A 20580-nucleotide genomic window follows, 5' to 3' on the forward strand; every position below is an offset into this window, starting at 1 on the left:
CGGCAAGGCAGCCGATGACTGGAACGGTTAGTGCTGAGTAGTCAGTACTCGCACCGCTCGTCGGGAAGATCAACAAACCCGAGCGGCGCGATGCTCAAACCGTTGCCCCGGTGTCCGGCTGCTTCCCGGCGAGCCCTCGTACGCTACCGATGAAGATCATGACTGGACGAAGACCGAAGCTCGTGCTTTCCCCCTCCCGCTATACCGTTCCCGCGCCCGGCATCAGCGCTGGCGACTTCGAAATTTATGCGTCTTACCGCGGCTCGCCCACCTCCGGATTTTTCGGCACGCTGAAAGTCGTCAGAAAGACCGACGGCCGTCTGCTTTTTCCGTTCGATGGCGCCGAAACCATTGGTCCATATAGCAAGAAGGACGAAGCCGTCAACGCCGCATCGGCGCGCGGCAGCGAAATCGTCCAGGCGGATATCCGCATTCCGGAGATGTAATCCGCGTATGCCGCTCAGGCACACGGTGTGCGATTGCATCGCTTCGAAAACGACATGGCGCGCCGGATGATCGGCAGCCAGCGTCGAATCGCGCTCGATGCGCCCGTTCTGCCCACGACTACTTGCTCCACATGCTCAAACCTAAAACCAAGGTGCCTGATTCCGAAAGCCGTCAGGACATCCTGAAGCTCAAGCGCAACGCCAAGATGGCACGCTCGACGCATGCCTATGTGCGCGGTAACACGATCAAGTTTTACGACTGGCTCGAAGAAGCCGAGATTCGCAGTTTGCCGCACGGCCCGGCCATCTGGATTTGCGGCGATTGTCATACCGGGAATCTCGGCCCGATCGCGGACGCGAAAGGGAAGATCGAAATCCAGATACGCGATCTGGACCAGACGGTTATCGGCAATCCCGCGCACGATTTGATCCGGCTTGGCTTGTCGCTCGCGACGGCCGCGCGCGGATCGGCGCTGCCCGGCGTTACGACCATCAACATGATCGAAGCGCTGTTCGCGGGTTACGCCGAAGCCTTCGACAAGGATAGCGACGCCAATTCCGTGCGCAGGCCCGAAGTTGTTCGCGTGGTGATGCGCGAAGCGGTACGCCGTTCGTGGAAGCATCTTGCCCGCGAGCGGCTCGACGACGTGCAGCCCACCATTCCATTCGGCAACCGTTTCTGGCCGATCAGCAAGAAAGAGCGCGCCGAAATCGTATCGCTCTTCGAAAAGGCCAGTGTGACGCAACTCGCGACGAGCCTGCGCGGACGCCCGGATACCGGCGAAGTCACGGTGCTCGACGCCGCCTACTGGGTCAAAGGTTGTAGCTCGCTCGGACGTCTGCGCTACGCCGTGCTGCTGGATGTCGACGGCGGCGTGATCGAAGGCGACGACCTGTGCATCATGGACATCAAGGAAGGCGTCAAGGCCGCCGCGCCGCGCTATCCCGGCACGTCGATGCCGCGCGATCACGCCGAACGCGTCGTGGAAGGCGCGCGCCATCTCTCGCCTCATCTCGGCGAACGCATGCGCGCCGCGAGTCTGCAGGGACGGCCGGTAATCCTGCGCGAATTGTTGCCGCAGGATTTGAAGCTGGAGATCGAGCAGATCGGACAAACGGAGGCGATGGAAGTCGCGCGTTATCTCGCGCTCGTCGTCGGTCAGGCGCACGCGCGTCAAATGGACAAGAACACCCGCCGCAGCTGGCTTTCGGAGCTACGGCGCACGAAGACCAAATCGATCGACGCGCCGTTGTGGCTTTGGAGCAGCATCGTCGAACTCGTGGGCAGTCACGAAACCGGCTATCTCGAACATTGCCGGCGCTACGCGCTTGCGGCAGCCTGAGCATGGGTTGCGGGCGGGTTCGGAGCCGGGTTTTTGGACCTCCGGTCCGCCTTTTATTCACGGTGACAAATATATACTTGACTAAAATATGTGGAATTGTGATAATCCGTTCTGAAGTTCAAGAAGTTGATTGCTGCTCATCAATAGTGCGTTTTCCGCGGTATTCGTTGTCCATTCCCTCCTTGCAGCTTCGCTGTTTCAAAGCAATTTTCATCCAAATTTTTTCCAAGGAATATCATGGATACCGGTACCGTCAAGTGGTTTAACGACACCAAGGGCTTCGGCTTTATCAGCCCGGATAACGGCGGCGACGACCTCTTCGCCCATTTTTCCGAAATCCGTTCGGAAGGCTTCAAGACCCTGGTCGAAGCACAGAAGGTAAGCTTCGAAACGAAGCGCGGCCCGAAGGGCATGCAAGCTTCGAACATCACGCCGCTGTAAGCTCCAAGTAGCTTCGTAGCGTGAGGACCCGGGAAACCGGGTCCTTTTTTATATCAGTTGGGTTTTAGTTGAGCCTCGCAGTCCAAATCTCGCAGTCCAGATTTTCTCCCGCGCAGTTCATCAAACAGGCTAATTCGCCTGACATCCTTCAGTTTTCGTTTTTGCGGCATTAGTCCGCTGACTTTCCGTGTTTATTGCCGGAAGGCCTCTTCATTAAAATTAAAATGGCACATTCTCAAAACTACCGCGGTTATGCGGTATATCCGTCCGCGCATCGTTTGCGCGATCAAAGCTTCTCCGCGAATCTCCTCCTCGAGCGTTCCGACGAAGATCCCATCGACACGCAGTATCGTTTTTATTCGCTCGGCTATTTTTCGAAAGAAGCCGACGCCGTGAATTACTCACGCATCTGGGCACGCGACTGGATCGACGCGCGCGGCTGATCCAGCCTGCGACATGGATCCACGCAGCATTTCTTATAGCGGGAATTTTTCACGCTAGCGGCGTGTAAAGACAGTTAGCCGGATGGCATAATCGGCTGACTTTCATCTGCCTCCCCGCCTGGGCCTATGCGCAGCCGCACTCATCAACGAACGGGTTCTCTGCTGGCATTGCTTGCAATGCTGCTGATTACGTTCGCGCCGATGGTCTCGCAGCTGATTGCCGCCAATACGCATAACGGCATCCCGCTCGCCGAATTGTGTTCGGCACATGCTGCATCGGGCGATGCTGGTTCCGGTCATCACTCGCCCGACGCGCTCTCGCAATTCGACGGCAAAGCGTGTGGCTATTGTCACTTCTTCGCGCATACACCCGTCGTACCGGGCGCAAGCGCGAGCTTCGCGCTCGATGTTCCCGCAGCACGCGCTATCGCGGTCGCACGGACCGAGATCGAGCGTCCCGCACAGCCGTTCACCACCGCGCAACCGCGCGCGCCTCCCGTTCTGATCTGACTTCGTTTTGCCAACGCAATGCCGCACTGCCGTGAGGCGTTGCGCGGTCTCGCACGTTCGTCTGTTCGTGCGAGTCCCGATCAATCGAACTCGGAGATGAACCATGTTCACCACATTCGAACGTGGCGGCGCTTTGCCGTCCACGCGTCATACGCACGTCCCCGCCGGGACGTCTTCCGCGTCTTCCGCACGGGGGACGCGATCATGAGACGACTTGCCAGAAAGGGCGCGTTGATGACAGGCATGACGGCGCTCTTCGCAACGCGCGCCATTGCGCAGACGCCGCAAGACGACGCGACCGCCACACTTCCCGCAGTCATCGTCCAGGGCCAGTCCGCGAACTCGCTGACATCGCAAACTGTCGTCAAGCAAAAGCAGACGCTCGATCAGACCGTCGGCTCCGTGGGCTTCGTGGATAGCGCCGATTACCGCGACACCTACGCGTTCACGTTGCGCGACGTGCTCAAGAACGTGCCCGGCGTATTCGTGCAGACGCGCTACGGACAAGAGTTGCGCTTGTCGATTCGCGGCTCGGGCATCGCACGCGGCTATCACACGCGCGGCCTCGAAATTCTTCAGGACGGCATTCCCACCAATCTCGCCGATGGCAGCGGCGACTACTACCAGATCGACCCGCTCGCGCTGCAATCCGCCGAAGTCTATAAAGGCGGCAACGGTCTCGCGTATGGCTCGTCGACGCTCGGCGGCGCCATCGATTTCCTCACGCCCACCGCCTACACGGCGGATGCGCCCAACATCGTGCGGCTGGAGGGCGGCAGTTACGGCACCATCCGGGGCAGCGCGCAATTCTCGCGCGTGGTCGGGCCGCTGGACTTCATCGGCACTTTCTCGGTGAATCATGCGGACGGTTATCGCGATCACGATCGCGGCCAGTACGAGCAGTTCAACGCGAATATCGGTTATAAATTTTCGCCCGATGTCGAAACGCGCTTCTATCTCGGCGCGTACATCATCGATCAGCAACTGCCCGGCACGCTGTCGCTGAGCGATGCCCTGAACAATCCCACGAAGGCTTCCGCGAGCGCGCTTGCCGGCGATCAGACGCGCGACACGCGCACCGAGCGCATTGCCAATCGCACGACGGTCAAGCTCGATGTCGGACAGCTCGATTTCGTCACGTGGGCCATTCACAAGAGCCTTTATCACCCGATCTTCCAGGTGATCGATCAGGATGGCTGGACCTACGGCTTCGCGCCGCGTTATACGGCGACCATCGACGTGGGCGGCATGCGCAACGATGTGATCGCGGGCGCGCGTTTCTTCGGCGGCAACACCCAGGCGCGGCAGTACGTGAACGTGTCGAGCGAGCGCGGCACGCAAACGCTCGACTCGACGCAAAGCGCCTATAACTACGAAGCGTATGTCGAAGACCGGCTCTTCTTTCTGCCGACCTTCGCCGTGATGGCTGGCCTCAAGGCGCTGCGCGACGTGCGCAAATATGTCGATCATGGCGGTCTCGCCGCCGATCCGAACTACAAGTCGGCGAGCGAAAATTTCAGCGGCGTGAATCCGAAGCTCGGCCTGCTGTGGCAACCGAACAAGGACATTCAGGCATTCGTGGATGTCACGCGCAGCCAGGATGTTCCGGACTTCACCGACCTCACGCAGACCTTCTCGAACACCACGCGCTTCACGCCGCTGGCATCGCAACATGCATGGACGCTCGAGATCGGCACGCGCGGCACGCGCGATCGCGTGAGCTGGGACCTGACCGCATATCGCTCGCTCGTGCGCGATCAGCTGCTTCAATACACGACCGATCCCGACATTCCGGCCTCCACGTTCAACGCCAACAAGACCGTGCTGCAAGGCATCGAGGCGGGTGTATCGGTGGATGTGCTGCGCGACATCACGCATGCCGGCGCGGGCGACAAGATCACGTTGTCCGGGCTCTGGAATCTGAGCGATTTCCGTTTCAAGGACGATCCGCAATACGGCTCCAACCGCATCGCAGGCGTGCCGGTGAACGTGATCCGCGCGGCGCTCGGCTATTCGCGGCCCAACGGGTTTCATATATCGGCATCGGTGGACTGGGTTCCGGCGGGCGCATGGGCGGACGACGCCAACACCTTGCGCGTGCCCGGTTACACGCTCCTCGGCGTGCAGGCGGGAATGGATTTTCGCAATGGTCTCTCGGTTTTCGTCGATGCGCGCAACTTGACGAACAAGCGTTACGTGAGCGACATCAGCACGGTCGCCGATGCTCGCACGACCTCGAACGCAATCTTCTATCCGGGCGAAGGACGTAGCATTTTCGCGGGCATGCGCTACGCTTTCTAAGGCATCTTCATTGACCCACCGCGACATGCAGAGCCGTTTCTTTCGGACATGGTGCAGCTTGCTGGGATTGCTTGCGATCCTCATGGCAACGCTCGCGCCTACGGTTTCGCAACTCGTCGTCGCCGCGCGCATGCCGGCCATGACGATGAACGCGGATTGCCCGATGGAACGAATGCAATCGATGAGCGACGACGCAGACCACGCGTCTCACTCGCACACCACGATGCCGGATGGACAAGCATGCGGTTATTGCAGCCTGCTTGCGCATGTGCCCTTCATTCCGGGCTTGCCGGTGAGCTTTGCGGTCACCGCTCGCGCCATCGCGCAACTCGTCGCCACGCGTTTTGTCAGCACGTTACGCATCGAGCCGCGCACCTCGCGCCATGCGCGCGCCCCGCCCGCTTTCTCCTGAAGCCGATATCCGCTTGATCGATGCCGAACGTCGCGCAGGCATGCGCGCGCACTCGCATCGTGATGTCCCGATCCCACGGTACGCCACCGAAAGTGGCATGGAGAAACACAATGCACGCGAAGACCAGCAGCGCCGCCTCGAGTGCGGCCCAGGCGGCCAGCGCATCCCAGGGCAGTTATCGAACGCTATGGCGCTGGCACTTTTACGCGGGGCTCTTCGTAATGCCCTTTCTGATCGTCCTCGCCATCACGGGAACGATCTATTGTTTTCAGCCGCAAATCGAGCCGTTGTTATACAGACAACAAATGGTGGTTGCACCGCGAACCACGCCACGTTTGCCTCCCGATCAACTGATGCACGATGCACGCGCGGCGGTGCCGCATGGCGCGGTCATATCGACAGTGCACGTTCTCGACGATCCTTCTCGCAGCGCCGAATTCGTCTTCAAGCTGCCGAGCGGCGAAAAGGAAAGTGTCTACCTCAATCCGTACACCGGCGCGGTGCTCGGCACGCTAAGCGTCGAGAACCGGTTCATCCAGCTCGATCGCATGGTGCATCGCAAACTGTTACTCGGCAAGGCTGGCGAGCTGTTGATGGAACTCGCCGCATGCTGGACGCTCGTGATGATCGGCACTGGGGTTGCGTTATGGTGGCCACGCACGAAGACCACCGCGCGCGATGCGCTGCTGCCGCGGCTCTCGCTTAAAGGCCGGCCCTTGTGGAAGAACGTGCATGCGGTAATGGGCATTTGGCTTGCGCTCGGCGCGCTGTTCTTCGTGGTGACGGGTTTGCCGTGGTCGGGCTCGTGGGGCAAAAACTTCAATGCGCTTGCGACGAGCGCGAATATCGGTACGCCGGCGGGCGCTTGGGGCGGCTTGCCCCTGCAATCATCCGTGCCGGGCAAGGCCAGCGTCGCGACCGCTTCGAACAATGCCGGCGAACATCGTCACGACGCCGGCAACGGCGATTCCATGCCCGGCATGGTGATGAGCGATCTACCCTTGACGCAAACACCGTGGGCCGTCACGAACGCCGCTGTTCCCGAGTCGCACGCAGCGGAAGGCGCACGCCTGCCGTTGCAGCGCGTGATGGATATCGCGGCATCGCTTGGCGTGGGAAGCGGCTATGACATCGTGGTGCCATCGACAGCAACGGGCGTCTACACCGTCTCCTGGTTCCCCGCCGATCCGAAACTCGAACGCACCCTCTACGTGGATCAATACAGCGGCGCGGTGCTCAAGGACATCCGCTATCGGGACTATGGCGCAGTTGCGCAGGCGGTTTCGTACGGCACGTCGCTGCACATGGGCCGATACTTCGGCTTCTGGAATCAACTTGCGTGCGCGTCGATTTCGCTCGGCCTCGCGGCAATGGCCGTCACCGGCTTCGTCATGTGGTGGAAGCGTCGTCCGCAACGCACGCTCGGCGCACCGGCGCGTGAGCGACTGGCGCCGCCCATGCGCGCATGGAAAACCGGACTCGCGCTGCTTGGCATCGTATTCCCGTTGATGGGACTCACCATGCTCGCCGTCTGGCTGATGGACCGGCTGATGTTCGATCGCGCGTTTCGCCGCATCGCATCATAAGGACATGACGCGCGTCATTTCGCCGACGCAGCACGGCTCGCGTTGAGTGACGTCTGATCGATGAACGCGGTGACGTCGTCGAGCACCGGTGCAACCTTGATGAGCGGCGACAGCGCGCGCACCGGTCGCCCCACGCTCCCGACGATCATCGCGTGATTGATGCCCGCGTACTGCTTCACCTCGACGCTGTCGCCTGCTTCGTTGGCACGCGCCGCGAACCGGAACGTGTTGCCGGGATCGACCGTTACATCCGACAAACCGACGCCCAGAAAGAGCGGCGGCTCGTGGCCGCTTACATGATTGATCGGCTGGCTCGCCGCTCTGAGACTCGCGGGAAAGATGCTCCTGAGCGCATCGTCCTTCAAGGGCAGGAAGTCATACGGACCGGACAACCCTATCGCGCCAGCAAGCGAACTCGTCTCCAAGCCATCGGCGGCCAGATAGTGCTTGTCCGTGACGAGCAGCATGACGATATGCGCGCCCGCCGAGTGTCCCATCAAGAAGATGCGCTCAGGGTCTGCGCCGTAGTCTTTCGCATGCGCCTTCGCCCATGCAACGGCAGCAGCGGCGTCCTCGACGAAACCTGGAAAAAGGGTGGACGGATATAAGCGGTAATCGGGAATGACCGTGACGATGCCGCGCGACGCCAGCGCCTCGCCCACGAAGAGGTAGTCACGACGGCTTCCCGATTGCCAGCTTCCGCCATAGAAGAACACGACCATCGGCCGGCCGCGTGGGTTATCCGCGGATGCGCGCGGCACATAGACATCGGCTTCGTGCCTGTCGCCTTCTGCATAAGGAACGGCGCGTTGTACATCGAAATCATTGCTTGGCACGAGTGCATTCAGGAGCCTGACGGGACTGCATGCGGTCAGCGCCGACAACACGGCAAAGCAGGAAACGAGCTTGAGCGATAAGCGGCGAGACTGTAGATACGGCATGTCGGATGAAGAAGTTGAAGAGAGCGATTGACGCCACTTACGCTATACGCGAGTGCGTGTCTTGCGGATGCAAAAACATCTTTATTCGAGCACCGTCATGTTTCCCGATGCTCGTCCCGCATCGAGTAAAGAACTCGTCAACCACCGAATAGATGCAAGCATGTGTTACAGCGCGAATCTCTTCGCACGATCTTCAACGTATCCGTCGACGTGGCTGCCAGACGTATCGGTCGAGTCTGCTCACCATCGAAACATCCGTTGGAGAAGCGCGGCGCATGCCCCTTCGTCCATGCGGAAAACATGTACGCCCATCTACCTGAGATAAAGGAGACTGACATGCTCGAAGATATTGCGGTGACATCGGTGCTCGACCGTCGAGTGGAACGACGTGAAAAGCGGCGCCAGTTCTTTCGGAGTGCTGGCGGCCTGGGACTAGGGCTCGTCGGCGGCACGATTCTCGGCGCCTGCGGGGGCGGCTCGGGCGATAACGCCAATGCCGCAACCGGCCCAACCGATGCCGAGATTCTCAACTTCGCATTGAATCTCGAATATCTCGAAGCAACGTTCTATGCCTACGCAACGACCGGCGCAGGACTCCCCGCCAATCTCATGAGCGGCGTGGGCACGCCAGGCAAGGTCGTGGCCGGACAACAAGTCCAGTTCTCCGATCCCGTCGTCGCCGCTTATGCACGCGAGATTGCCAAGGATGAACTGGAGCACGTGGCGTTCCTTCGCACGGCGTTAGGCGCATCCGCCGTGGCGATGCCCGCGCTCGATGTCGGCGGTGTCGATCCGAACGGGGCCTTCTCGCTCGCGGCCCAAGCGGCGGGCCTGGCTCCGGCTGGCACGGCGTTCAACCCTTATCTGAACGACAACAACTTCCTCCTCGGCGCCTATATTTTCGAGGACGTGGGCGTGACCGCTTATAAGGGCGCGTCGCCGCTCATTACGAACAAGACCTATCTGGAAGCGGCAGCGGGCATTCTCGCGGCCGAGGCCTATCACGCGGGTCTCGTTCGAACGGTGCTCTATACGAAGGGAATTCAGACACCGAGCCTCGTAACCGCGACGCAAGCCATTTCCGATGCGCGCGATTCGCTCGATTCATCCAGCGATGTCGATCAGGGTATTGCGGGCGCGTCGTCGCAAATCTCGAACATCGTCCCGCTCGATAGCAACGGCATCGCGTTCAGCCGCTCGTATGACGATGTGCTCAACATCGTTTATCTGAGCAAGGCGGCAGTGAACAAAGGCGGCTTTTTCCCGGCAGGCGTCAATGGCAGTCTGAACATGAGCAGTGCCTTCGTGTAAGTCTTCGCATCACGGGTAGGTTCATCGCGCGGCTCGCTTGCATGGGAGTCGCGCGGAATTGCTTTTACCGCTCAAAGGAGCGCCGAATCATGGGTGACACATCGGTCGAAGACTGGAGAATGCGCGTGCGGCTCAGCGTCGTCGCGTGTTTTCTCGCTGGCGGTGCGCTGTTGCAATGCTTGGCGTCGCTGCACTTGTTGCGAGGCGGCTTTTAGCCGATTCGCGCGCCTTCTCGCAAGTTCAGGCGCCGAGCATGGCGCGTACGCGATCAAGCAGCGCCTCCGTCGAAAACGGCTTGGTGAGCATCTGCATGCCTGTATCCAGCGAGTTGTTCGCGGTCGCCGCTTGCGCATAGCCCGTGATGAACAACACCGGCAGCGCGGGATGATGCATACGGGCGGCATCGGCCATCTGTCTGCCGTTTAGGCCAGGCAGGCCCACGTCCGTAATCAGCAAGTCGACCGGCGTCTTGCTCTGCAAGACAGCGAGCCCCGAGGGACCGTCGTGCGCGGTCATCGTCTTGTAGCCCAGGCGCTCGAATAATTCCTGGAGCACCTGGCGAACGGTTTCGTCGTCATCGACGATGAGGATGGTTTCGCCCGCGCCCGTGCCGATTTCCTTGCGGTGGACCGACGCGTCCGGTGCCGCGTCAGCCTGTTCCATCTCTTCAGGAAGAAACAGTCGCACCACGGTGCCGACGCCGACGCTGCTATCGATGGTCACGAAGCCGCCGGACTGGCCGACGAAGCCATAGACCATCGACAGTCCGAGGCCCGTGCCCTGCCCTAGCGGCTTGGTCGTAAAGAACGGCTCGAACGCCTGATTGACGACGTATTGCGGCATGCCGGAGCCGGTGTCCTTGACCGCGATGCAAACGTACTGTCCAGGGCGCGCATCCTTGTGCATGCGTGCCTCTTTCTCGCTGATCGTCTTGCGCGATGTCTCGATGGACAACGACCCGCCGTCGGGCATGGCGTCGCACGCGTTGATCGCGAGATTGAGCAAGGCGCTTTCGAGCTGGTTCGTATCGCAGAGCACGAAGCACGGCTCGGCATCCGCGACGACGGAAAGCGAAATGGTCTCCTTCGCCATCTGCTGAATCAGGTCTTCTAGCGATACGACGAGCTCGCAAATATCCACCGACTTCGGCGCGAGCGGCTGCCTGCGCGAAAACGCCAGCAGACGATGCGTGAGCCCCGCCGCGCGCTTGGCCGAAGAGATCGCCATCTCGATGAAGCGATCGAGGCCAGCGGTATTGCCTTTCGTGACGAGATGCCGGATGAGTTCGAGCGGTCCGATCACGCCTTGCAGCATGTTGTTGAAGTCGTGCGCGATGCCGCCGGTCAGATGCCCGACCGCTTCCATTTTCTGACTCTGGCGCAGCTGCTGTTCGAGGTCCCGCTGCGAAGTCATGTCGATGCCGACGCCCGTGCGCCGCACCGGCACGCCTGCGTCGTTGAAATGCGTATTGCCGCGCGACAAGACCCAACGGGTAGAACCGTCGGGATGACGAATGCGGTACTCGAGTTCGAGATCGCCGCTGCGCACGAGGCCGCCCGACATCGTGGACTGCAACGCGGCGCGGTCGTCCGGATGGACATTCGCGAGAAATCCCTCGCGCCTGATGCCGCGCGCGGCTTCCTTGGCGTCGATGCCGTAGAGCTCCGACACGGCTGCATCGCAGAAGAAGCAGTCGCTTGCGACCTCATACGTCCACGCGCCCACGCCGCTGACCGCCGACAGCGCAAGCCGCGCGAAGTCTCGAGAATCGTTCAGTGCGATCTCGCGCTCGCGCAGTTCCGTGATGTCGCGCGCCACGATGAAAATGCGTCCGCGCATGCGATCCACTCGACCGTCCAGCAGACGATAACTGCCCGAAGCCGTGCGCATGCGACTTTTGAATTCAGCGGTGGAACCGTCGCGATCGAGCTTTTGCAGTGCATCCAGCGTTTCCTCGCGATCTTCCTCATGCACGAACTCGCCGAGATTCTGGCCGATGATTTCGTCGAGCGACCAGCCGAGATTGCGCGTCCACGCGGGATTGACGTTCGCGAGCGAGCCTTGTTCGTCGGCGACGGCCAGCAGATCGCGACTGAGTTGCCACAGCACTTGTTCGTGCGCGTCGTCGCGTGAATTCAGTTGCGCACGCAAGGACTCGATTTCGGCCTGAAGCGCCGCAACGTCCTGATGCGAGGAAGATTCGTCTGTCATCGACTAAAGGCTAAAGGCTAAAGGCTTTCAAAAGAAACTCTGCGTGCCGAATGCAAGCGATTCGCCGACGATAATACCGTTTTGTCGGCAACGTGAAGGCGTGCGTCGCGGCAACCGACGAGTTTAAGCGGATATGGGTTTTCGCGCGGGATTCGGCCGGCGCGTGGCGCGACTTACCGTCGCATGCAATCGATGTCATACGGCGCGTTCGCGTCGAATACGCGGCGGCGGTCAGCAGAATTCAAGGCGCGGTTGATACCATGCACGCCATTGCACACTCGCACTCTCGCCTGTCTTCTTATGTCGCTCATCAGTTTGCTCGAACCGTGGGAGCCGTCGTACGCGCTGGTTGCCGTGTTTATCGTCGTGGCCGGGCTGTTGGCGCGCGGCGCGCGAAAGGCGCGCATGAGCGTGGCGCGGCGCATCGCGTTCTGGACCGGAATCGTCCTCTTCTACGTCGCGCTGCACACGAAAGTGGACTACTACGCCGAGCATCAGTTCTTCGTGCATCGTTTGCAGCATCTCGTGCTGCATCATCTGGCGCCGCTCGTTCTCATGGCTTCGTATCCGGGCGCCGCGCTGCGTGCGGGCCTGCCGTTCGCCTGGCGGCCCCTGCTACGGAACTGGCAACGCAGTCGCGGTGCGCGTCTGCTCGGAGCGGTACTGCTGAATCCGACGGTCATCGGCATGGCGTTCATCGTGTCGGTGCTCGTGTGGCTGCTGCCTTCAATCCAATTCGTGTCGATGCTCGACTGGCGCATTTATCGCTTCATGAACTGGTCCGTCGCGATCAGCGGACTCATGTACTGGTGGATGATCCTCGATCATCGCCCGAGCCCGCCGAGCCGCGCGCGGCCTGGCTTGCGCGTGCTGTCGCCCGTCATCACCATGACGCCGCAAATTCTGGCGGGTGCGTTGATCACCTTCAGCTCGCGCGATCTCTACCCAGTGTTCGAAGTTTGCGGTCGCGCGTTCACGTCCGTTCCGCCCGCGCTCGATCAGAGCCTCGGCGGACTCATCATGTGGGTGCCAGCCGCCGTACTGGAAACCGTCGGCGCGATGATGGCGCTGCGCTTGATGATGCGTCTGTCGAACTCGCCGCGCGAAAAGGCGCGTCAGGCATCGAGGAGAAGGTCGGCACGACAGGACCGCGTTCACCCGGTCACACGCTAGGCCGCGTGCCCGTGTTTGCAGAAAAGCGCGACGCCACGAAGGCCGGGATGTTTTCGGGCGTGACCACCACGACCGACGACGACAGCGCCACGCCCGAAGCAGGAAGCAGCTTGTGAAACTGCATCACGTGCTGACAGGCCGAACGCATGTCTTGACGAAGATCGTGGTGCAGCACAGCGGAGATCGCGCCCTCGCGCAGCAGATGCGTGTTCTCCCGGTCCAGATCGTGCGCGACGAAACACTTCGGCCGAAGCCTCAATGCTTCGAGCGCTCGGAGTATCGCGACATTGCCGCCGCCGATCGAATAGACCGCCGCGATTTTTTGGCCACCGCCGACAGCCTGCCTCACGCGTTCTTCCGTCGCCGCGTCGAGACCGTGGCCACCGCTGGCATCGATCAAGGCGAGCCGCGGGTTGCGCGCGCGTAGTGCCTGCCGGAAGCTCAGTTCGCGTTCCTCTTCGCCGCGAAAACGTTCGTGGCTCAACGTGACGAGCACATTGCCCGGCCGCCGACCCAGCCACTGTCCGATGAGATACGCCGCCGTGGCGCCTGCCGCGCGGTTATCGAGGCCCGCGTAGGTGATTCGGCCAGACGACGGGATGTCGGTGAAAACCGTCACCACCGGAATGCCACACGATTGAAGCTCGGCAATCGCGCTCGAAATCTCCGGCACATCGCGCGCTTTCAGAAAGACGCCGTGACTGCCCCGGCGCGCGATGTCGCGCAGCGCCTGAACCACCTCGGACGCAACCATGCTTTCGCGCATGAGATAGCGCATACGGAACACGGCCGGATGCAGGCCCGGCACTTCGGCTTCCAGCGCCTCGCGAATCTCGTCGGCGAATCGGCGCGGCGCTTCCACGACGACATCGACGACGATCTTGCGGCCCGTCGTCGCCAGCTGGAATTGCTGCTGTTCCAGTTCCCTGATCGCCTGTTCGATACGCCGCCGCGTATGTTCGCGCACGTGCGCCCGCCCGTTCAGCGCGCGGTCCACGGTGGCGGTGCCGACACCCGCCTGAAGCGCGATTTCCTTGATCAGAAACGGGTGAGACATGGCTTCGCGTCCCGGCGTTTTGATGTGTTTTTGATGTTTCGATGATAACGCAGCCCGCGTCGATAAGACTAAGCTTGTCGCCAGAGTGGAGGAGACACCATGACGTCGGCGCAGCGGTCGGGCTGGTATCGGGAAGAGGATTGTTCGGTGAGCGACTTCGTGGCGCAGGTCGAAGCCGCGGATGACATTGAAGCGCTCGAGTACTGCGCCGAAGTGCGCGAGCGCATCCCTGTTTATGCGTGCCCCGAACTCGAGAACGTGCTCGGCGATGCCGCGCGTCGCCGGTCCTTGCTCGCGGAATGGGCGCACGTGCTGTCGAAGGGCGCCGGTGTTTTCGTGCTTCAGGAAGCGTATGCGGATACCGCGCCCATCGACGAAGCTACCGAAGTCTTCGAAGCAATCATTCGCGAGGAACGCGCTGCGGGCGGCGGCAAGGCGGACCACTTCGCCAAGGCCGGAGCGAACGACCGCATCTGGAACGCGCAGGAAAAGCTCTGCCTGAAAGCGCCAGCCGTCTTCGCTCGATACTTCGCCAACCCCGTCATCGCGGCTGCATCGGAAGCGTGGCTGGGGCCGGGTTATCAGATGACATCGCAAGTCAATGTCGTGCGGCCGGGCGGTGCGGCGCAGCAAGCGCATCGCGACTTCCACCTCGGTTTCCTCACGGTCGACGAGGCGCAGCGCGTTCCCGCGCACGTTCACGCAATGTCGCCGTTTCTCACTTTGCAAGGCGCGGTCGCGCATGGCGACATGCCGGTTGAAAGCGGTCCCACCAAGCTGCTGCCCTGTTCGCAGCGCTATGCCGAAGGCTACGTCGCGTGGCGGCGGCAAGACTTCCGCGACTACTTCGAAGCGAACTTCGTGCAGTTGCCGCTGAAAAAGGGCGATGCAATCTTCTTCAGCCCCGCGCTATTTCATGCGGCCGGCTCGAACCGGACCACGGACGTTCAGCGCATGGCGAATCTGCTACAGGTGTCGTCGGCGTATGGACGTGCGATGGAGTCGCTCGACCGCAACCGCATGTGCGCCGCGCTTTATTCCGTGCTGCGCGAGATGCGTGCCGAAGGACGCATCACGAATACGGAAACGCGGACGATCATCGCTTCCTGCGCGGAAGGCTACGCGTTCCCGACGAACCTCGACATCAATCCGCCGCTCAACGGTCTTGCGCCAGCCACACAGCAGGATCTGTTCAACCAGGCAATCGAAGACGCCTGGTCCGCGCAACGGTTCGATGACGCGCTCACCCACTACGCGTCGCTCGGGCGCACCGCTTGACCTTCCAACGGGACTCGACAATGACGATCGACATAATCGGACGGCGCATCCGTCTTGGACTCGTAGGCGGCGGACCGGGCTCGATAATCGGCGAGACGCATCGGATCGCGGCGCGGCTCGATGGTCAATACGAGGTTGTCGCGTGTGCGCTGACTTCGGACGCCGTGCGCTCGCGCGAGGCGGGCATTGCGCTTGGCATCGTTGCAGAACGCGCGTATGGCTCGTGGCAGGAGATGCTGCAAGCCGAAGCTCAACGTCCCGACCGGATGGACGTGGTCGCCGTCATGACGCCCAACGACTCGCACTACGACATCTGCATGCAGGCGCTGGATCGCGGATTTCATATCATCTGCGACAAGCCGCTCGCGCACGGGCTCGCCGCCGCGCGGGACATTGCGCGCAAAGTCGCCGAGACACACGCCGAATTCTGCGTGACCTACTGCTATACCGGTTACCCGATGGTGCGACAAGCGCGCGACATGGTCGCGGCGGGCGAACTGGGCGAGATCCGGCAAGTGCATCTGCAATACATCCAGGGCTATTTCGCGGACCACGACTTGCCCTCGGGATGGCGCACCGAGGGCAAACGCGGTGGCGAGTCGCTCGTCCTCATGGATATCGGCACGCACGCGTTTCATCTTGGCGGCTTCGTCACGGGACTCGACGTCACGCAAATCTGCGCGGACCTCGGCTCGGCCATTCCCGGCCGCCAGGTGGACGACTATGTCGGCGCGTTGACGCACTACGGCAACGGCGCGCGTGGCTCGTTATACGTGACCAATGCGGCCGCGGGTTCCGAGCATGGCCTGAGCTTTCGAATTCATGGCGACGCGGGCGGCCTGGAATGGCATCAGGAAGAGCCGAACCGGTTGATCCATCGGCGCAAGGATGGCTTCGAACAGATCATCACGCGCAGACTCGGGCCCGCCACGAGCCAAGGCGCGCAGCAATCGACACGCATTGCGATAGGGCATCCCGAAGGTTACTTCGAGGCGTTTGCGAATCTGTACACCGAGTTCGCGAAGCGCGTCGCCAACCGATTGGCCGGGCGCGATGTCTCCGGCGAAGCGACGCTCTACCCGGGTGTCATCGACGGCGTGAAGGGCCTCGCTTTCGTCGCGGCGGCGGTGCAAAGCGCGAACGCCGGACGCTGGACGGATGTGGCCATCTAGAGCGTCTTATCCGGCACGACGATAAAGCCTCCGGCCTCGTCGCCGAAGGCGCGCGTGTTGCCTTCGACAAAGCGCTGCGCCGTGACCGCGCAGAGCGCTGCATCCACGAAGTCGATCGATTTCAGCCGCGTCGTTTCAAAGCCCAGGTCTTCGAGAAGGCGTCGGCGCTGCACGCGCTTCAGCTTCGCCGACGCGACTTCGCGCCCAAGGAGCGCACATGTCGTCGCGTGCGGAAACGTCTCGATGGCGACTGCCTTGCCCGAGTATCGATTCGTTTCGAGAATGGGATGAGTGTTCGCGAATGCATCGTACACACGCGCGCCGTTGATCATCCAGTCGAAGAACCCGCTCGGATTCGATTCTGCGCGTTGGAGCGTTGGCGTCGAGAAACAGGAGATGCGTTCGCGCGCCAGTTGCCGCTCGGCCGTGCGCCCAACGCCTTCCGCTCCCCAACGACAAGGGGCATCGATGGCGACGACAGCGACGCCGAAGCGCAGGCACTGCTCGTGTAATTCGAGCGGATGCGTGCTGGTCAAAACGCATTCGATGCCGCGGCCCCTCACGATGACCAGATGAAACCCCTTCTTCGTCCCGCCGACATCGATACCGGCCACGAATTTTTGATCGACAACGCTCAACTTGTTCCTCTACTCTTATCAGGAAGTACTGCCGCGTGCGCAAATGCGACCTGCTGGTGCCTATTTGCGCGGTATGACAATTGCTACGGATTACGAATAAGCCTCGCCGCGAAATAAAGGCGAAGCTCAAGAGCCGACCTGAGAGACCGGCTCGGGATGTCAGACAAAGAGCGAAAGCCGCATTGGAATGCGAAGTTTTCGCCTATTCCGAGGACAGTGACATGCGTACCAATATCGGCCCGCCATCCGACATGGCTAATCGGGTGCGCTCGTCCGGAGGTCTTCAATGACCGGCGCCGCCACGTCCTCCAAAGACGCATCCGACGAAGTTTCGAGACATACCCCCGACTTCCAGACCGCGCGCCGGCGACTCATGGCCGCGCTCGTCACCTCCGTTACGGTTCCCCTGCTGTGCGCGGCATTGTACGGCTACGTTACGTACGATCGCGCCATTCACGAAAAGCAAATTGCGCTCGACCGTCTTGCGTGGATCGCCGAGTGCAAGCTCGTCAACCTTCTCGATCTGAATCGCGAACTTTTTGCACGTGTCGGAGAGGCAATCGGCTCGACCGACGAGGTAACGCTGCGCACCCAACAGGTGCAGTTGCACGACACGCTGAGTGCGCTCGTCACCAAGCTGCCGCACGTGGCGGCGCTTTCCGTGGTTGGACGAACCGGCCAAATACTCGCGACAAGTAAGCAGATGCCCGCGCCTGCCGTATCGATAGGCGACCGGGACGACTTTCTGGCCACGCGCGCCGCGCACGCACCGCTGTATGTGTCGATGCCGGTGCGCGGCCGGATGGCAGGCCTTGATATCGTGAACGAACTCGTTGCGCGGACCGCGAGCGACGGGCGCTTTATTGGCGCGGTGGTCGTTTCGCTCGACCGGAATTATCTGCTCGACTTCTATCGCCAGCTTCTCGTGGACAATCCTCGACTTACGCTCGGTCTGTATCGACAGGACGGCGGCATTCTCGTGCGTCTGCCGGCGCCGAAGCTCATGAATGCGCCGACGCATCATGTGCCGCTCGCCAACGCGTTCGCGCGCAGGGTGTCCATCGGCTCCATGCGAGGCGACTCACCGCTCGATGGCGGCCAGAGCATGATGGCGTTTCGCGAGGCATCGAATTACCCGGTCTATGTATCGGCGAGTTATGCGATGAGCGACGTGATACACGACTGGTGGCACGACGACATGCTGGTGGCCGGACTCGCGCTCGTGCCATGCGTCTGCTTGTGGTTTCTCGTCGTATTCTCGCTGCGCCGCCTCAAAGCGGAAGAGGCGGCTTGGCTCAACTGGCGCCGCGAACTGGCGATGCGCCAGCGCGCCGAAGACGCGACGCGGCATCTGCAACGCATGGGCGCGCTCGGTAATCTCGTGGCGAGCGTGGCACACGACTTCAACAACCTGCTGATGGTCGTCACGGCCAACATGGAGCTCGTGCGGCGCAAGAACTATATCGGCGTCAGGAACGAGGTGAACGCGGTCGAGCGCGCGTCCATCAATGCGCGAGTCTTGGCTCGCCGGCTGATGAGCGTCGCACGCAAGCAGCCGTTGCAACAGCGCGTGCTCAATCTGAACCGCTGGCTCGAACAGGCGGAGCCGCTGCTCCATTCGGCCATGAGCAGCAAGATCACGGTGCAAATCAATGCGCCGGACGCGCTCTGGATGGTCAAGGTCGATCCTGTCGAGCTCACGTCCGCGCTCGTCAATCTTGCCGTCAATGCGAAAGACGCGATGCGTGGCGGCGGCCATTTCATCGTCACCGCGCGCAATACCTCGTTCAGCAGCCGGCGCTACAGCGTTCCGCCCGGCGATTACGTGGTGATCGAAAGCCGCGACACCGGAACCGGCATGAGCGACGAAGTGGCGCACCAGGCTTTCGAGCCGCTCTTCACCACGAAGGCAGCGGGCGCGGGCACGGGCCTCGGACTCGCTCAGGTACTGGCCATGGCCGAGCAAGCCGGAGGCACGGCGCGACTGGAGACGACATGGGGAAAAGGCACGACCGTTTTCATCTACCTTCCACGCTGGACGGGCGCCGCGCCGCTCGAAGCAGACGAAGCGGAACCGGTCAGCGTGCCTTTGATCGACAATGAGACGTCCGTGCTGCTGGTCGAGGACAACGAGGAAGTGGCTGCGGGACTCGTCGCGGTGCTGGACGTGCTCGGCTGGCACGCGCGCCACGAGTCGGACGGAGACGCGGCCATGGGCGTATTAAAGGAGGGAAACCGATTCACTCTGGTACTGTCCGACATTCAGATGCCGGGCTGCGACGGAATTTGCCTGGCCGAATGGATAAGAAAACATTTGCCCCGGCAAGCGGTCGTGCTTATGACAGGTTACGCTGATCATCTCGCCGAGGCGCGTCGCCTGGGTGTAACCGTTCTGGCGAAACCGTTTAATACCGACGACCTCAGGGCGCTCCTTACCGGAGTACCGATGACTTACCCGGAATGAGCGCCGGCACATATGCTTTACTACACAGATACGCCCCTGTGATAACAATTTTTAGGCGAATAACGCAAGTCGAGGATGGCCGCTATGTCACAAGTCGAACATGAAATTCAATCCGCATTCCTGGATGCCCTGATAGCCGAACGAAAAACCGTCTGGGTTTTTCTCGTGAACGGTATAAAACTCACCGGCGTCATCGAGTCTTTCGATCAGTACGTCATTGCCGTGCAGTCGCCGGTAGGCTCGCAGGCCATTTACAAGAACGCGATCTCCACGGTGTGCGAGCCGCATACGCTGCCGCCGAGAAGGACGGACGAACGTACGCCGATGGCGCGCGTGCAGCGTCCGCGACGCGCGTAACGAACAACGCGTTGCGCACTTTATCCGTGAAGACCGGCTCCCTGTTTGTTGCACTGTGGTTGTGGGCCGGCGCGGTCCGGGCCGACGTGGCGTGCTATCCCGTCGGCACGGCAATCACGCTTTTCGGCACCGCCGTGCGTGAAGACGTGGAATCGAGCGATGGCTCCGTCAGGACCGCCTGGATGCTCGCAATGGACCCGCCCCTGTGCGTCGTGGACAGGCGGTTTTCGCAGGACGCGCTGGGACGGCTCATGGTCCCGCGCATACAGCTCATTGGCGTGCCGCCGCCTCCGGTGCGGGTTCCTATCGCCGTTACTGGCACGCTCTCCACGCGCAATGCGCCGCAGTATTTCATCGTGCCGAGCGCCATGTGGGTAACGCCACCCCGGCCACCCCGGCCACCCCAGCCGCTCCAGCCGCCCGTATCGCGATAAAACCGCCAAAGCCGCATCCAGCGGTCGTTTCAGGGCCTGTGGGATACTATTGGGATTGCCCG

The 20580-nt window shown here is 61.5% G+C and carries 20 protein-coding genes; 16 read left to right on the top strand and 4 right to left on the bottom strand.

The features are described 5' to 3' along the window. Positions 1-158: 158 nt before the first annotated feature. The 8 genes from ACYQ47_RS12910 (at position 159) to ACYQ47_RS12945 (ending at position 7482) form a co-directional block, all read left to right on the top strand. Positions 159-446 (top strand): DUF6723 family protein, encoded by a 288-nt coding sequence (locus tag ACYQ47_RS12910; protein ID WP_459905597.1) that lies wholly within the window; start codon positions 159-161, stop codon positions 444-446. A 131-nt stretch (positions 447-577) separates the two neighbouring features. Beyond that, positions 578-1789 carry a DUF2252 domain-containing protein gene (locus ACYQ47_RS12915; protein ID WP_244831788.1) on the top strand — a complete coding sequence of 404 codons (1212 nt, stop codon included), beginning with the start codon at positions 578-580 and terminating at the stop codon, positions 1787-1789. A 237-nt stretch (positions 1790-2026) separates the two neighbouring features. Next, positions 2027-2230, top strand: coding sequence for a cold-shock protein (locus ACYQ47_RS12920; protein WP_244831789.1), 204 nt, complete (start codon positions 2027-2029; stop codon positions 2228-2230). A gap of 224 nt (positions 2231-2454) precedes the next feature. Further along, positions 2455-2673: a hypothetical protein gene (locus tag ACYQ47_RS12925; protein ID WP_244831790.1), complete on the top strand. Its 219-nt coding sequence runs from the start codon at positions 2455-2457 to the stop codon at positions 2671-2673. Positions 2674-2799: 126 nt separating this feature from the next. Further along, positions 2800-3183: a DUF2946 domain-containing protein gene (locus ACYQ47_RS12930; protein WP_459905598.1), complete on the top strand. Its 384-nt coding sequence runs from the start codon at positions 2800-2802 to the stop codon at positions 3181-3183. 204 nt (positions 3184-3387) lie between these two features. After that, positions 3388-5484 carry a TonB-dependent receptor family protein gene (locus ACYQ47_RS12935; RefSeq protein WP_459905599.1) on the top strand — a complete coding sequence of 699 codons (2097 nt, stop codon included), beginning with the start codon at positions 3388-3390 and terminating at the stop codon, positions 5482-5484. A 10-nt stretch (positions 5485-5494) separates the two neighbouring features. Beyond that, complete coding sequence (locus ACYQ47_RS12940; RefSeq protein WP_459905600.1) at positions 5495-5896, top strand: DUF2946 domain-containing protein; 402 nt, start codon at positions 5495-5497, stop codon at positions 5894-5896. A gap of 110 nt (positions 5897-6006) precedes the next feature. After that, positions 6007-7482: a PepSY-associated TM helix domain-containing protein gene (locus tag ACYQ47_RS12945; protein WP_459905601.1), complete on the top strand. Its 1476-nt coding sequence runs from the start codon at positions 6007-6009 to the stop codon at positions 7480-7482. Positions 7483-7496: 14 nt separating this feature from the next. Here the strand turns inward: ACYQ47_RS12945 and ACYQ47_RS12950 are convergent, their stop codons facing one another. Further along, a complete protein-coding gene (locus tag ACYQ47_RS12950) occupies positions 7497-8423 on the bottom strand; it encodes an alpha/beta hydrolase (RefSeq protein ID WP_459905602.1) in 927 nt (308 codons plus the stop codon). Positions 8424-8759: 336 nt separating this feature from the next. Between ACYQ47_RS12950 and ACYQ47_RS12955 the strand changes: the two genes are divergently transcribed. Both ACYQ47_RS12955 and ACYQ47_RS12960 read left to right on the top strand, forming a co-directional pair. Further along, positions 8760-9734, top strand: a complete 975-nt coding sequence (locus tag ACYQ47_RS12955; RefSeq protein ID WP_244831796.1) for a ferritin-like domain-containing protein — start codon at positions 8760-8762, stop codon at positions 9732-9734. A gap of 89 nt (positions 9735-9823) precedes the next feature. After that, the gene (locus ACYQ47_RS12960) at positions 9824-9949 is read left to right on the top strand and encodes a hypothetical protein (protein WP_459905603.1); all 126 of its coding nucleotides are present in this window, start codon (positions 9824-9826) and stop codon (positions 9947-9949) included. A 25-nt stretch (positions 9950-9974) separates the two neighbouring features. Here the strand turns inward: ACYQ47_RS12960 and ACYQ47_RS12965 are convergent, their stop codons facing one another. Then, positions 9975-11945 carry a hybrid sensor histidine kinase/response regulator gene (locus ACYQ47_RS12965; protein WP_459905604.1) on the bottom strand — a complete coding sequence of 657 codons (1971 nt, stop codon included), beginning with the start codon at positions 11943-11945 and terminating at the stop codon, positions 9975-9977. A gap of 300 nt (positions 11946-12245) precedes the next feature. Between ACYQ47_RS12965 and ACYQ47_RS12970 the strand changes: the two genes are divergently transcribed. Further along, the gene (locus tag ACYQ47_RS12970) at positions 12246-13118 is read left to right on the top strand and encodes a cytochrome c oxidase assembly protein (RefSeq protein WP_459905605.1); all 873 of its coding nucleotides are present in this window, start codon (positions 12246-12248) and stop codon (positions 13116-13118) included. On the opposite strand, the gene ACYQ47_RS12975 is transcribed toward ACYQ47_RS12970, so the two are convergent. Then, entirely contained in the window at positions 13108-14175 is a 1068-nt protein-coding gene (locus ACYQ47_RS12975) for a LacI family DNA-binding transcriptional regulator (protein ID WP_459905606.1), read from the bottom strand. The two genes, ACYQ47_RS12970 and ACYQ47_RS12975, sit on opposite strands and share 11 nt — an antisense overlap. A 99-nt stretch (positions 14176-14274) precedes the next feature. Between ACYQ47_RS12975 and ACYQ47_RS12980 the strand changes: the two genes are divergently transcribed. Together ACYQ47_RS12980 and ACYQ47_RS12985 are read left to right on the top strand one after the other, a co-directional pair. Then, positions 14275-15453, top strand: a complete 1179-nt coding sequence (locus tag ACYQ47_RS12980; protein WP_459905607.1) for a phytanoyl-CoA dioxygenase family protein — start codon at positions 14275-14277, stop codon at positions 15451-15453. Positions 15454-15473: 20 nt separating this feature from the next. Further along, complete coding sequence (locus tag ACYQ47_RS12985; protein ID WP_244831802.1) at positions 15474-16625, top strand: Gfo/Idh/MocA family protein; 1152 nt, start codon at positions 15474-15476, stop codon at positions 16623-16625. Here the strand turns inward: ACYQ47_RS12985 and ACYQ47_RS12990 are convergent. Then, a complete protein-coding gene (locus tag ACYQ47_RS12990; RefSeq protein WP_250494908.1) occupies positions 16622-17263 on the bottom strand; it encodes a DUF429 domain-containing protein in 642 nt (213 codons plus the stop codon). The two genes, ACYQ47_RS12985 and ACYQ47_RS12990, sit on opposite strands and share 4 nt — an antisense overlap. 286 nt (positions 17264-17549) lie before the next feature. Between ACYQ47_RS12990 and ACYQ47_RS12995 the strand changes: the two genes are divergently transcribed. The 3 genes from ACYQ47_RS12995 (at position 17550) to ACYQ47_RS13005 (ending at position 20518) form a co-directional block, all read left to right on the top strand. After that, complete coding sequence (locus ACYQ47_RS12995) at positions 17550-19727, top strand: ATP-binding protein (RefSeq protein WP_459905609.1); 2178 nt, start codon at positions 17550-17552, stop codon at positions 19725-19727. Positions 19728-19811: 84 nt separating this feature from the next. Continuing rightward, positions 19812-20084, top strand: a complete 273-nt coding sequence (hfq, locus tag ACYQ47_RS13000; RefSeq protein ID WP_244831805.1) for an RNA chaperone Hfq — start codon at positions 19812-19814, stop codon at positions 20082-20084. A gap of 11 nt (positions 20085-20095) precedes the next feature. Beyond that, a complete protein-coding gene (locus tag ACYQ47_RS13005; protein ID WP_250494906.1) occupies positions 20096-20518 on the top strand; it encodes a hypothetical protein in 423 nt (140 codons plus the stop codon). Positions 20519-20580: the final 62 nt, after the last annotated feature.

Source organism: Caballeronia sp. HLA56 (assembly GCF_054655155.1).